This is a genomic window from Actibacterium sp. D185-2 (assembly GCF_054954595.1).
Genome location: NZ_JBPWNX010000003.1, coordinates 67,016 through 80,618 on the forward strand (window position 1 = coordinate 67,016; position 13,603 = coordinate 80,618).

A 13,603-nucleotide genomic window follows, 5' to 3' on the forward strand; every position below is an offset into this window, starting at 1 on the left:
ATCCGTCCAACAGAGAGGTTTGACCATGAAACTGATGCAATGGACCCGCCGGTCTGTGCTGGGGGCCGCCGCCGGGGCCGCACTGGCGCTGAGTATGGCCCACCCCGCCGCCGCGCAGACCCCGCCCGGCGTGCTGGTCGTGGGCCAGATCGCCGAACCCAAGGCGCTGGACCCCGCCGCCGTCACGGCCGTCAACGATTTCCGCATTCTGATGAATGTCTATGACGGGCTGGTGCGCTACAAATCCGGTACGCTAGAGGTGGAACCGGCGCTGGCCACAAGCTGGACGATCAGCGCGGACGGCACCGAATACACCTTTGCCCTGCGCGACGGCGTGACCTTCCATGACGGGTCCGCCTTCGACGCCGAGGCGGTGAAGTTCAATTTCGACCGGATGCTGAAAGAGGATCACCCCTATCACAGCACCGGGCCGTTCCCGCTGGCTTTCTTCTTTTCGGCGGTCGAGGAGGTCACGGTGCTGGACCCGCTGACCGTCAGGTTCAAGCTTGGCGCACCCTATGCGCCGTTCCTGTCGAACCTGGCCTATCCGACCGGGCTGATCGTCTCGCCCACCGCCGTGGCGCAACATGGCGCGGATTTCGGGCGTAACCCGTCGGGCACCGGCCCGTTCAAATTTGCCGAATGGCGCAGCAACGAGGCGGTGGTCGTCGAGGCGAACGCCGGGTACTGGGACGGCGCGCCGTCGCTTCAGGCCGTGGTCTTTCGCCCGATTACCGACGCCAACACCCGCACCGCCGAAATGCTGGCCGGTGGCATCGACCTGATGGTCGAGGTGCCCCCGGTGGCACTGTCGCAGTTTCAGGGCGATGTGTTCAGCGTGGTCGAACAGGCCGGTCCGCATGTCTGGTTCCTGATCCTGAATGCCAAGGAAGGCCCCTTTGCCGACAAGCGCGTGCGCCAGGCCGCCAATTACGCGATCAACAAGACCGCGTTGGTGAACGATGTTCTGGAGGGCACCGCCGCCGTCGCCGCCGGGCCGACGCCGCCAGCCTTTGCCTGGGCCTATAACGAGGCGCTGGCACCCTATCCGTATGATCCCGAAAAAGCCAAGGCGCTGCTGGCCGAGGCGGGCGCCGAAGGGGCCGAGCTGACGTTCTATGTGACCGAGGGTGGCTCGGGCATGCTGGACCCGATTGCCATGGGCACCGCGATTCAGGCCGATCTGGAGGCCGTGGGGCTGAAGGTGAAGATCGAAACCTATGAGTGGAACACGTTCCTGGGACAGGTGAACCCCGGTCTGGAAGGCAAGGCCGACATGGCCGAAATGGCCTGGATGACCAACGACCCCGATACGCTGCCCTATCTGGCGCTGCGGACCGAGGCCTGGCCCGACAAGGGCGGGTTCAATTCGGGCTATTATTCCAACCCGAAGGTGGACACCTTGCTGGACGCGGCGCGGGTGTCCACCGATCAGCACGAGCGTGCGAAGCTGTATAAGGAAATGCAGCAGATCGTGCAGGAGGATGCGCCTTGGGTGTTCGTCGCCAACTGGAAGCAGAACGCGGTGACCAGCGACAAGGTGGACGGGTTCGCGCTGGAGCCCTCGTTCTTCTTGCTGCTGAAAGACGTGGTCAAGAACTGATCCCGGGTTTCGGGCCGGGCGATGCCCGGCCCGATCCGCCGCTGCGCGGCACTTTGAGTGCCTCCGGCGGGAGTATTTTCACCGAGAAGAAGGGGCGGCATGGGCGGCTATATCCTGAAACGGCTGATTTCCGCGATTCCGGTTTTGCTGGGGATCACGGTGATCGTGTTCGCGATCATGGCGCTGATCCCGGGTGATCCGGCCACCGCCATTCTGGGCAGCTATGCCACGCCCGAGAATGTGGAAAAGCTGAACCGCGATCTGGGCCTCGATAAGCCGGCGGTGCTGCGCTATTTCATCTGGCTGGGCAATATGATGCAGGGCGATTTCGGACGCTCCTTTGCGTTGAACCGCCCGGTGATCGACGAGGTGCTGGACAGGTTCAGCGCCACGCTGGTTCTGGCCGGAACGGCCTTTGTTCTATGTGCGTTTCTGGGCATTCTGGCCGGGGTGGTGTCGGCGGCGCGGCAATATGGCTGGGCCGACAAGGCGATCACACTGGCGGTGCTGCTGGGTATTTCGGTGCCGTCCTTCTTTTTGGGCATGATGATGATCCTGATCTTCGCGGTGCGGCTGAAATGGCTGCCGGTGTCGGGCATGTATGCGATCTATGGCGGCGGCGACCTGCCGGACCTGATCCGCCATCTGATCATGCCGGCCAGCGCGCTGGCGGTGGTGGCCACCGGCGTGATCGCGCGGCTGTCGCGGTCGGCCATGCTGGAGGTGTTGCGCCAGGATTTCATCCGCACCGCGCGGGCCAAGGGCGTGCCGGAACGTCGCGTGATCTGGGGGCATGCGCTGCGCGCGGCGATGGTCGGCATCATCCCGGTTCTGGGTATTCAGGCCGGGTTCGTGCTGTCGGGTGCGGTTTATATCGAGATGGTCTTCCAGTGGCCGGGCGTGGGGCGGATGCTGGTCGACGCGATCCTGAAACGCGATATCCTGCTGGTGCAGGGCGGCGTGGTTTTCGTTGCCACCTGTTATGTGTTGTTCAATATCGCGGTCGATGTGGCGCAGAGCCTGCTGGACCCGAGGATCAGGACATGAAGGCGTTTTTCGTCCTGCTGCTGCGCAATCGGCTGGCCGCTTTGGGCGGTGTGCTGCTGCTGATCGTCGGGATGCTGGCATTGCTGGCGCCGGTATTGCCGATGCAGCCGCCCAATGTGACCGATCTTGGCCACCGCTTTCTTGCGCCCCTGTCCGAGGGGCATCTGCTGGGCACCGACCATCTGGGCCGCGATCTGCTGTCGCGGCTGCTGTGGGGCACGCGGCTGTCGCTGGCGGTGGGGGTGTCGGCGGCGATCATCGCGGCGACGATCGGGGCTGCGATCGGGGTGATTGCCGGCTATTTCGGCGGGCGCACCGACAATATCATCATGCGCGGCGTCGATGTGCTGATGGCGTTTCCGTATATCCTGCTGGCGCTGGCGATTGTTGCGGCACTGGGCCCCGGGTTGATGAATGCGCTGATCGCGGTGGCGGCGGTGAATGTACCGTTTTTTGCGCGCAACATCCGCGGCATCACCGTGGGCATCGCCAACAAGGAATTCGTCGATGCGGCACGGCTGGCGGGGATGGGGCACTGGCGCATCATCTGGTCTGAAATCCTGCCCAATGTCCTGCCGGTGATCGTGATTGCCATGTCCACCACCATTGGCTGGATGATTCTGGAAACTGCCGGTCTGTCCTTTCTTGGTCTGGGCAGCCAGCCGCCGCAGGCCGATCTGGGGTCGATGCTGGGCGAGGCGCGGTCGGCGCTGATCGCGTCGCCGCATACCTCGGTCGTGCCGGGGGCGATGATCCTGCTGATCGTCATGGGGATCAACCTGCTGGGCGACGGGGTGCGCGATGCGCTGGATCCGCGGCTGCGCTCGGGCGCGTTGACCCGGCCGATGCCCGCCACCACGGTGCGGCGCGCACAGGTTCCGCAGGCCGAAGGCGACGGCATTCTGAACCTGACCGGGCTGGAGACGCAGTTTCATATCGGGCAGCGCATTTACCGCGCGGTGAACAAGGTCAGCCTGAGCGTGGCGCCGGGCGAATGTCTGGGCGTGATCGGCGAAAGCGGGTCGGGTAAATCCGTCACCGCGTTGTCGATCATGGGGCTGGTCGCGTCACCCCCCGGCGTGATCACCGGCGGTGTGGCGGATTACCGGGGTGCGGATCTGATCGGCGCGCCTTATGAACGCCTGCGGCATCTGCGCGGCGACCGCATCGCTTATATCTTTCAGGATCCGCTGGCCACGCTGCACCCCCTGTACCGCGTCGGCGATCAACTGGCCGAGGCGATCCGGGTGCATCACCCGGTCCCGAAGCGAGAGGCCTGGGCACGGGCGGTGGCGCTGTTGGCCGCCGTCCGGATCCCCAACGCCGAAAGCCGCGCGAAATCCTATCCGCATGAGATGTCCGGCGGGATGCGGCAACGGGTCGGCATCGCCATGGCGCTGGCCAATGACCCCGACGTGATCATCGCGGACGAGCCCACCACCGCGCTGGACGTGACCGTGCAGGCGCAAATCCTGTCGCTGCTGGACGATCTGCGGCGTGAACGGGGGCTGGCGATCATCTTCATCACCCATGACTTCGGGGTGGTGGGACAGCTGTGCGACCGGGTGGCGGTGATGTATGCGGGCCGGATCGTCGAACAGGGGCCAACAGCGGCGGTGCTGGCCGCGCCCGCGCATCCCTATACCCGACGCCTGATCGCCTGTGTGCCCGAGCTGGGGCAGGGCCGCCGCCGGCTGGCGTCGATCCCCGGCCTGCCGCCGGCGATGGACATGCTGCCGACGGGCTGCGCCTTTGCGCCGCGCTGCGACAAGGCGCAGGATGCCTGCCGCCTGGGCGAGATCGCGTTGCACGGCACCGGTCCCCGCGCCGTGCGCTGCCTGTTTCCCGAGGAGGCGCTGTCATGAGCATCGCGCTGAAACTGACCAACCTGTCCAAGTCGTTTCCGGCGGGCAAGCCGCTGTTTGGCAAGCCAAAGGCGCTGGTGCGCGCGGTGCGGCCGGTCGATCTGGTGGTGCAAACCGGCGAGACGCTGGGCATTGTCGGCGAATCCGGCTGCGGCAAGTCCACCCTGGCGCGGATGCTGGTGGGGCTGATTCCGCCCTCGACCGGGTCGATCGAGATCGAGGGGGCCGCGCTGGATACGACCGACCCGGCGGCCTTTGGCAGGCGCATCCAGTATGTGTTTCAGGATCCGATTTCGTCGCTGAACCCGCGCAAGACCATCCGCCAGATCGTCGAAGTGCCGCTGAGGCGGCTGCACGGCATGGACCGGGCCGCGCGGGCGGCACGTATCAGTGAAATCTTCGCCGCCGTGAACCTGCGTGAAGAGTTTCTGACCCGCTATCCGCATGAGTTTTCCGGCGGGCAGGCACAGCGTATCGGCATTGCCCGCGCCCTGGCCGCGAATGCGCGTATCCTGATTTTGGACGAACCGGTGTCGGCGTTGGATGTGTCGGTGCAGGCACAGGTGCTGAACCTGCTGGCTGATCTGAAGGCGCAGCTTGGTCTGACCTATCTGTTCATCAGCCACGATCTGGCCGTGGTCGAGGCGGTCAGCGACCGGATCGCGGTGCTGTATTTCGGATCGGTGGTCGAACTTGGCCGGGCCGAGCGTATTTTCAACGCGCCCAAACATCCCTATACCCAACTGCTGGCGGGGTCGGCCCCGGTGGTGGGCCGCCCGCTGAGCGCACCCGAGGGCCGGGAAACCGAATTGCCCGACCCGCTGAACCCGCCGCCGGGTTGCGCCTTTGCCGCGCGGTGCCCGCGTGTCACCGATCTGTGCCGGCGCGAAACGCCCGCGCTGACCCAACAGGGAGAAGACCAGTTTGCCGCCTGTCATCACCCGCTTGACGTCTGAGCCCGGCCCACGCCAAAGCCGCCCCGTTCAGGTGGCCGAGGCAATCAAGGCCTGGGTGATGGAGGAGGGGCTGCAAAGCGGCGACCGCCTGCCCGGCGAGGCCGAACTGATCGAACGCTTCGGCATGTCCAAGGGCACGATCCGCGAAGCCACCCGCATCCTGGAGGCGCAGGGGTTGGTGCGCACCCGCACCGGCCCCGGCGGCGGCACATTCCTGCATGAGATGTCGGTCGAGCGGGCACAGGCGCTGTTGTCGAATTATTTCTACTTTCGCAATCTGACCATCGCCGACATTTATCAGTTGCGCCGGGTGCTGGAGCCTGAAATGGCGGCGTCGCTGGCCGGCAAGCTGTCCGCCGATGATCTGGCGCGGCTAGAAGCGACGATGACGGCCTATGCCGAACCGGCCACCTCGCCCGAGGAAGAGCGCGAACAGCATATCGCGTCGCTTGGGTTTCACGCATTGCTGGCCGAGATGTCGGAAAATCCCCTGCTGGGATTTTTGATCGGCTTCATTGCCACGACCCTTAGCGATCTGACGGTCTATCGCCGCCTGTACGATCCCCCCAATCACGAACTTTGGGCCAAGGGGATCGGTTTTCAGAAGGATCTGCTGGCAGCACTGGGCCGGGGGGATGCGGCGGCGGCGCGGGCGATCATGACCGCGCATATGGACACCGCCCAATCGCTGATGACGCAGCAACAGGCCGAGGTTCTGCGCCGCTTCATGCGCGCGGCGCCCTGAGCGGTTTCAGCCGGCTAGACACATTCCCACTATTGAATATATAAGCGCGCGATGCGTGCGTGCGGGTTTGGCTTGTCTGACACAGGGATCCCGCCGCATGATCTGACCCAAGGGCAAGTCCCGGACCCGGAGGAGGTCACAGATGCTGAAAACCGTTCTTCCCATCGCCGCCTTTCTGGCCGGCATCGCCGCCCATGCCGAGGTGATCGAGTTGCAGCCGACCCCCGTGACCGACTGGAAAGCGGTCTACGGCGAGGTGGAGCCGCGCGATCTGGTCCCCGCCCGCGCCCGGATCGGCGGCACCCTGATGGTGCTGGACGTGGCCGAGGGCGACAGGATCGAAGCGGGCGCGCGTATCGCGTTGGCCGAGGATGACAAGCTGGCCTTCCGGCTGGATGCGATCGACGCGCAGCTGGGCGCGCTGCAAACCCAGCTTGCCACGGCGCAGACCGATCTGACCCGGGGGGAATCGCTGCGCGAGCGTGGCGTGATCACCGTTCAGAACCTCGATCAGCTGCGCACCGCGGTGGATGTCCTGCAAAACCAGATCAAAAGCGCGCAGGCGGACCGCCTGGGGGTGCAACAGCAGGTGGCCGAGGGTGCTGTGCTGTCGCCGGTCAGCGGTGTCGTGCTGAACGTGCCGGTGGCGCGCGGGTCGGTGATCACGCCGGGCGATCAGGTGGCGCAGATCGGCGGCGGCGGCGTGTTCCTGCGGCTGGCGCTGCCGGAGCGGCATGCCGAACGGCTGGTGGTGGGGGATGCGATCGCCATCGGCACCGACGGCGATGGCGGGACCGGCACCTTGGTCAAGGTTTATCCGCTGATCGAGGGCGGCCGCGTGCTGGCCGATGTCGAGGTGGCGGGCCTGGACGACCGCTTTATCGGGCGCCGGGTGCCGGTGCGCCTGCCGGTGGGCGCGCATGACGCGCTGCTGGTGCCCAGCGGTGCCGTGGCCCGGCTGGACGGGCTGGATTTCGTTACGGTGCAGACCGATGCGGGCGCGGTGCGGCGCACCGTCGTGCCGGGCCGCGACGTGATGCGCGACGGCCAGCTTTGGGTCGAAATCCTCAGCGGTCTGCGCGCGGGCGACATGGTGGTGACGCCCGATGCGTGACGCACCGAACGCTGGCCCGTTGGGCATCGCCGGGCGGTTGACGCGGGGCTTCATCGCGTCGCCGCTGACGCCACTGTTTCTGTTGGCCGCACTTGCGGTAGGGCTGATCGCACTGATGGCGCTGCCGCGCGAGGAAGAGCCGCAAATCTCTGTCCCGCTGGTGGATATCCATGTCGAGGCCGCCGGGCTGCGGGCCGAGGATGCGGTCAAGCTGATCACCGAGCCGCTGGAAACCATCGTGCGTGGCATCGACGATGTGGAGCATGTCTATTCCTCGACCGCCGATGACCGGGTGATGGTGACCGCGCGATTTACGGTCGGCCTGTCCTCGGACACCGCCATCCTGCGGGTGCGTGACAAGATCCTGTCGAACCTGGACCGGATCCCCACCGGCATTCCCGAACCTTTGGTGGTCGGGCGCGGGATCAACGACGTGGCCATCGTCGCGCTGACGTTTTCGCCCGCGCCGGGGCAGGTGGGCGTGTCGGCGGCCGATCTGACCCGCATCGCGCGCGAGGTCGAGGTCGAGCTGGTCAAGATTGACGATGTCGGCCTGACCTATCTGGTAGGCGGGACCGAACAGGCGCTGCGCATCGCCCCCGACCCCGAAAAGCTGGCGCTGTACGGGGTGACGCTGCAGGCGCTGGCCGGCAAGGTCGAAGGCGCGAATTTCGCCGCCCCCGCCGGAATGGTGCGCGATGCGGGCCAGCAGATCGGGCTGGTGCTGGGCGGCACGCTGAAAACCCCCGAAGAGATCGGCAATCTGGAAATCACCACCCGCGACGGGCGCACCGTCTATGTCCGCGATCTGGCCGAGGTGGCGTTCGTGTCCGATCTGGACGAGCGGCACGTGGCCAGCCTGCACCGCGACGATCAGGGCCATATTCACCGCGCCCCCGCTGTGACCCTGGCCCTGGCCAAGCGGGCCGGGTCGAACGCCGTTCTGGTGGCCGAGCAGATCCTGCACCGGGTGCACGCGCTGGAGGGCGGTCTGATCCCCGACAGCATCCATGTCGAGGTGACCCGCGATTACGGCGAAACCGCCAATGAAAAGGCCAACGAGCTGCTGTTCCATCTGGGTTTGGCGACCGTTTCCATCGTGGCGCTGGTGCTGCTGACCATCGGCTGGCGCGAGGCGGTCGTGGTGGCGGTGGTGATCCCGGTGACGATCCTGCTGACGCTGTTTGCGGCCTATGTCATGGGCTATACGCTGAACCGGGTGTCGCTGTTCGCGCTGATCTTCTCCATCGGCATTCTGGTGGACGACGCCATCGTGGTGATCGAGAATATCGCGCGCCACTGGGCCATGGACGCGGCCAAACCACGCCTGACCGCCGCGGTCGAGGCCGTGGCCGAGGTCGGGAACCCGACCATCGTCGCCACGCTGACCGTGGTGGTGGCACTGCTGCCGATGCTGTTCGTGTCGGGCATGATGGGCCCCTACATGAGTCCGATTCCGGCCAATGCCTCGGCCGCGATGATCTTTTCCTTCTTCGTGGCGGTGATCATCACACCCTGGCTGATGCTGAAGGTCGCGGGCCGCGCCCCGGCGCACCACGACGACTCCGCGATGCCCGGCGGCCGGCTGGGCCGGTTCTATGCCGCCGTCGCGCGCCCGGTTTTGCGGCGCAAATCCATCAGCGGGCTGTTCCTGCTGGCGGTGGTCGTGGCCTCGTTCGGGTCGCTTGGCGCGCTTTATACCAAGCATGTGACGGTCAAGCTGCTGCCCTTCGACAACAAGTCGGAACTGGCGATCATGATCGACCTGCCCGAAGGCGCGTCGGTCGAGGCGACCGATGCCGTGGCGCAGGACGCCGCCCGCATCGCCCTGCAACTGCCCGAGGTCGTATCGGCCCAGACCCATGCCGGCACGGCGGCGGCGTTCAACTTCAACGGGCTGGTGCGGCATTACTTTCAGCGCCAGACGCCCGAACTGGGCGAAGTGCAGCTGAACCTGACCCCCAAGGGCGATCGCGAGCGTGCCAGCCACCAGATCGCGCTGGTGCTGCGCGGGATGCTGGCCGATCTGGATTTGCCGCCGGGCACGCGGGTGAAAGTGATCGAACCGCCCCCCGGCCCGCCGGTCATTTCCACCCTTCTGGCCGAAATCTATGGCCCCGACCCGGACACGCGGCGCGCGGTGGCGACACGGGTGCGGCAGGTGTTCGAAGAGGTGCCCTTCATCGTCGATGTCGATGACAGTTTCGGCACCCAGCCCCGGCGCCTGCGCGCACAGCTCAGCCCCGGCGATCTGGACTTCTATCTGGTGCAGGAGGCCGACGCGCTGCAAACGCTGCAATTGCTGAACGGCGAAACCACGGTGGGCTATTCGCATCGCGGCGATGGGGCGCGCGCCGATCCCGATCGTGGTGGCGCGCGATCGCGCCGACCGGGTGATGGACGAACGCGCGCTGGCCACGCCGGTGCCGGCCAATGCCCTGCCGGGCGGGCACGGCGTGGTCGAATTGGGCGATGTGGTCACCTTGCGCGCAGAGCGCGCCTCGTTCCCGATCTTTCGCCATAACGGCCGCTATGCCGAAATGGTCACGGCCGAGCTGGCCGGGGAATTCGAGGCCCCGCTTTACGGCATGATCGCGGTGCAGGAACGGTTGGACGCGATGGATTGGGGCGATCTGCCCAAGCCCGAAATCAGCCTGCATGGCCAACCCATGAGCGAGGCGCAGGTAACGCTGCTGTGGGATGGCGAATGGGAGGTGACCTGGGTCACCTTCCGCGACATGGGCGCGGCCTTCGGCGTGGCGCTGATCGGGATTTATATTCTGGTGGTGGCGCAGTTCGGGTCGTTCCGCCTGCCGCTGGTGATCCTGACGCCGGTGCCGCTGACCTTTCTCGGAATCATGCTGGGCCACTGGCTGTTTCACGCGCCGTTCTCGGCCACGTCGATGATCGGCTTCATCGCGTTGGCGGGGATCATCGTGCGCAATTCGATCCTGCTGGTGGATTTCATTCGCCACGCGGACCCCGAGGGCAAGGTGACCGTGGACATCCTGATCGAGGCCGGCGCCACGCGGTTCAAGCCGATCCTGCTGACCGCGATCGCGGCGATGATCGGGGCAGGGGTGATCCTGACCGACCCGATCTTTCAGGGGCTGGCGATTTCGCTGCTGTTCGGGCTGGCGTCTTCGACCGCGCTGACGGTGCTGGTGATTCCGGCGATCTATCGGCTGTTCAAGACCTGAACGTCAGTCCGCCGCGCGGTTCCAGGCAAAGCGTTCGGGCGGTTGCTGCGGGTGGCGGTCGAAGAAGTTTTCGTGATGCACCACCACCCCGTCCGGGCCGGCCAGCACCACGCCCATCTGCCCCGGCCCTTCGAGCCGCGGAATACTGTCGAGGGGCCCGTGCAACTGTGGGAAGATGTTGTAGTGGCTGCCGGCGATCGTGGTGAAGGGGATGCCGCGATAGCTGCCCGCCGTGGACATGTGCACATGGCCCGAAATCACCATCCGCACGTCGCCATGCGCGGTCAGGGCCGCGGCAAGGCGTGGCTTGTCGGTCAGGTTGATGAAATCGGTGGGCACACCCAGATCGGCGATGGCGTGGTGCAGCACCACGATCACCGGGCGTTCCGCCGCATCGGCCAGTTGCGCGGCCAGCCAGTCATGCTGGCTGTCGGCCAGTGCGCCCTCGGTCGCGCCGTCCAGCAAGGTGTCGAGGATGAGGATGCGGTAGTCCCCGGCGTCCACCACGCAGTCCAGAAATCCGGTGGGCGTGGCCAGATCCGTGCCGAATACATCCAGAAACGCGGTGCGGTCATCGTGATTGCCAAGTGTCATGTAACAGGGCAGGGGGAATCCGGTCAGCATCGCCGCCAGCCGGTCATAGGCGCCGCGTTCGCCATGGTCGGCCAGATCGCCGGCGAAGATGCAGAACGCCGCATCGCTATGGCGGGCCGCGATATGCGTGATCGCCTGATCCAGCCGGGCGGCGGTATCCATGCCATGGCTCAGCCTGCCTTCGGGCACGAGATGCAGATCGGACAGAACAAGAAATTTCAGCATACCGATCCCCCGTGTGGCCGAGTCGCCTGCATGGTACGCAACCGGGTCGGGCCCGCCAAGGGCGCAATGCCCGGATCACAGGCACCGGGATCAGGCGTGGCTGACCATGGCCTGCTCTGCCGCGACGGCGGCGGGGATCGTGAACGTGAACTGCGTGCCCTTGCCCATCTCGCTGTTCAGCGACACCTTACCGCCATGCAGTTCCACAAGCCGCTTGGTGATTGCCAGGCCCAGCCCGGTTCCCCCGGCCTTGCGGGTCGAACTACTGTCGACCTGACGGAAATCCTCGAACACCGTGCCGTGCTTTTCGCTCGGAATCCCGCAGCCGGTATCCGCGACATGCATATGGATGAAGCCGCCCCTCTCCTCTGCCCAGACGCGGATATGGCCGCTATCGGTGAACTTGATCGCATTGCCGATGATATTAGTCAGAATCTGGCGCAGCCGGGTGGGATCGGCCAGCGCGGTGCCGTCGCATGGCCCAAGCTGCAGTTCGAGACCCTTGTCCGCGGCGGCTTCGGCGAACTGTTCAAGCGTCGCGGACACGAACCCCTCTACCTCGACCGGTTCCAGATCCAGATCCATTTTCTGGGCTTCGATCTTGGAAAAATCCAGCATGTCGTTGATGAGCGTCAGAAGATGATCGCCTGACATGGTCATTTTCCGCGACAGGCCGGTCAGATCCGTGATCAACTCGTTCACACGGGTGGTGATTTCGCTGTCTTCAAGGTGGTGCGCAGACAGTTCGGCCCGCAGTGCCTTGGCCGAGGGCAAGGCCTCCATCCCAGCCAGCAAACGGGCATAGCCCAGAATGATCGTCAGCGGGGTCCGGAGTTCGTGGCTCAGGACATTCACGAATTCGGACTTGGCCCTGCTGGCCTCTTCGGCGGCTTCCTGGGCCTGCTTCAACTCGGTGATATCGACGCGGAATCCGACGGTGCTGCCGTCGCGCATCTTGCGCTCGGATACTTTCAGCCATGTGCCATCGGCCAGTTTCTGGATATTGACCGAATCGCCTGCACGATGCGTGGCGAGGCGATTCTCGATCCATTCCTGTTCGTGGCCGACGGCATCGGGATACTGCCCGCGCCGGACGCCTTCGCGGATAATGTATTCGAAGCTGTTGTTCGGTTCGAAGAGATCGGTCGAAAGACTGTAAAGTTCTCTGTAGGTCTTGTTGCTGGTTACGAAGTTATCGTCGGCGTCGTAGATTGCGAAACCGTCGTCGATCGCCTCGATCGCGCTGGTCAGCCGTTCTTCGGCGCGGCGCCGCTCTTCCAGAACGTGGGCGCCGTAAACGGCAAGAAACATGATGAAACCGCCGGACACCAAAAGCAGAATGCCCAACTCTATGATGTTGTCGGGTTTTTCGGGCACCCCGCCCTTCGGCCCGGTTGCCAGCTCCCACGCGCCATAGGGCAACTGAATCTCGGCCAATACCGGGTTGCTTTCGAAGATTTGCGGATCGCCGAAGATCGTGTTGCGCGGAATACCCCACTGGTCAATGCGCCGGATCGCGACATCCATGATTTGCTGTGCGTCATATACGCCGGTATTTTTCAGGAATTCTTCCAGCCCGAACACGATGGAGACGATCCCCCAGAATTCGTCCTGATCGGACCCATCGACCGACGCGTAGATCGGTGTTCTGCTGATGAACCCCTTGCCGCCCTGCACTAGGTCGATAGGGCCCGTCAGGATCGTCGTCCCGGCCAGAACCGCGTTCTGCACCCCACGAAGCTGGCCCGGATTGCTGCGGTAGTCCAGGCCCAGAACGCCTATGTTCGCTTCATACGGGTAGACGAACTGCACAACGAGGTCGGGTGCCGCCGCAACGTTCAGGATTGTCGGATCGTCCCCGGCCAGCCGTTCCGCAAGAGCGGCAAAGCGTTTTTCGGAAATTTGCGGATCTGCGGCGATCGATGCGGCCAATCCGCGGGCCAGAAGGGATTTGTTGACCACCTCGCCTTCGATCTTGGCGCGCAGGGTGTTGGTTTTTTCGGTCAGTGAAACGCGCGACTGGGCGACAAACTGATTGGTGTTCAGGCGAAAGATGATAGCGGCAGTGAAACACACCACAATCGCAAGGATCAGGAACAGCAGATATTGCAGACCCTTCCGAGGCGGTCTGGCTGCTGTGCTATGCTCAGACGTATGTCCCAAAGTGAAGATATACCGTGGTTGTTTCAGGGTAACTGGTAAAAACGACAGCGCCTTTGCGGATCGTCTCCGCGTTACGTTGAAGATCAGCTTA

8 protein-coding genes and 1 pseudogene are annotated in these 13,603 nt (G+C 64.8%); 7 read left to right on the forward strand and 2 right to left on the reverse strand.

Going from position 1 to position 13,603, the window contains the following annotated elements; all coding sequences use genetic code 11:
- Window positions 1–25 precede the first annotated feature (25 nt).
- From ACSR1C_RS07020 to ACSR1C_RS07050, 7 genes and pseudogenes are all read left to right on the forward strand, one after another.
- The gene (locus tag ACSR1C_RS07020; RefSeq protein WP_460258882.1) at window positions 26–1,603 is read left to right on the forward strand and encodes an ABC transporter substrate-binding protein; all 1,578 of its coding nucleotides are present in this window, start codon (window positions 26–28) and stop codon (window positions 1,601–1,603) included.
- A 99-nt stretch (window positions 1,604–1,702) separates the two neighbouring features.
- Window positions 1,703–2,650 carry an ABC transporter permease gene (locus ACSR1C_RS07025; protein WP_460258881.1) on the forward strand — a complete coding sequence of 316 codons (948 nt, stop codon included), beginning with the start codon at window positions 1,703–1,705 and terminating at the stop codon, window positions 2,648–2,650.
- Window positions 2,647–4,515 carry a dipeptide/oligopeptide/nickel ABC transporter permease/ATP-binding protein gene (locus ACSR1C_RS07030; protein WP_460258880.1) on the forward strand — a complete coding sequence of 623 codons (1,869 nt, stop codon included), beginning with the start codon at window positions 2,647–2,649 and terminating at the stop codon, window positions 4,513–4,515. The genes ACSR1C_RS07025 and ACSR1C_RS07030 overlap by 4 nt, the downstream gene beginning before the upstream one ends.
- Window positions 4,512–5,471 (forward strand): ABC transporter ATP-binding protein, encoded by a 960-nt coding sequence (locus tag ACSR1C_RS07035; RefSeq protein WP_460258879.1) that lies wholly within the window; start codon window positions 4,512–4,514, stop codon window positions 5,469–5,471. The genes ACSR1C_RS07030 and ACSR1C_RS07035 overlap by 4 nt, the downstream gene beginning before the upstream one ends.
- Window positions 5,452–6,216: a FadR/GntR family transcriptional regulator gene (locus tag ACSR1C_RS07040; RefSeq protein ID WP_460258954.1), complete on the forward strand. Its 765-nt coding sequence runs from the start codon at window positions 5,452–5,454 to the stop codon at window positions 6,214–6,216. The genes ACSR1C_RS07035 and ACSR1C_RS07040 overlap by 20 nt, the downstream gene beginning before the upstream one ends.
- 142 nt (window positions 6,217–6,358) lie before the next feature.
- Entirely contained in the window at window positions 6,359–7,330 is a 972-nt protein-coding gene (locus ACSR1C_RS07045; protein ID WP_460258878.1) for an efflux RND transporter periplasmic adaptor subunit, read from the forward strand.
- Window positions 7,323–10,530: pseudogene (locus ACSR1C_RS07050) on the forward strand (efflux RND transporter permease subunit). Before ACSR1C_RS07045 ends, ACSR1C_RS07050 begins: the two are co-directional and overlap by 8 nt.
- A gap of 3 nt (window positions 10,531–10,533) precedes the next feature.
- On the opposite strand, the gene ACSR1C_RS07055 reads toward ACSR1C_RS07050, so the two are convergent.
- Both ACSR1C_RS07055 and ACSR1C_RS07060 read right to left on the reverse strand, forming a co-directional pair.
- Window positions 10,534–11,349 (reverse strand): metallophosphoesterase, encoded by an 816-nt coding sequence (locus tag ACSR1C_RS07055; RefSeq protein ID WP_460258877.1) that lies wholly within the window; start codon window positions 11,347–11,349, stop codon window positions 10,534–10,536.
- A 90-nt stretch (window positions 11,350–11,439) separates the two neighbouring features.
- The gene (locus tag ACSR1C_RS07060) at window positions 11,440–13,425 is read right to left on the reverse strand and encodes an ATP-binding protein (protein WP_460258876.1); all 1,986 of its coding nucleotides are present in this window, start codon (window positions 13,423–13,425) and stop codon (window positions 11,440–11,442) included.
- Window positions 13,426–13,603: the final 178 nt, after the last annotated feature.

Excerpts from the sequence above, each read along its gene's own strand:
- ACSR1C_RS07020 (WP_460258882.1), top strand. The coding sequence starts at position 26 with ATGAAACTGATGCAATGGACCCGCCGGTCTGTGCTGGGGGCCGCCGCC.
- ACSR1C_RS07025 (WP_460258881.1), top strand. The coding sequence starts at position 1,703 with ATGGGCGGCTATATCCTGAAACGGCTGATTTCCGCGATTCCGGTTTTG.
- ACSR1C_RS07030 (WP_460258880.1), top strand. The coding sequence starts at position 2,647 with ATGAAGGCGTTTTTCGTCCTGCTGCTGCGCAATCGGCTGGCCGCTTTG.
- ACSR1C_RS07035 (WP_460258879.1), top strand. The coding sequence starts at position 4,512 with ATGAGCATCGCGCTGAAACTGACCAACCTGTCCAAGTCGTTTCCGGCG.
- ACSR1C_RS07045 (WP_460258878.1), top strand. The coding sequence starts at position 6,359 with ATGCTGAAAACCGTTCTTCCCATCGCCGCCTTTCTGGCCGGCATCGCC.
- ACSR1C_RS07055 (WP_460258877.1), bottom strand. The coding sequence starts at position 11,349 with ATGCTGAAATTTCTTGTTCTGTCCGATCTGCATCTCGTGCCCGAAGGC.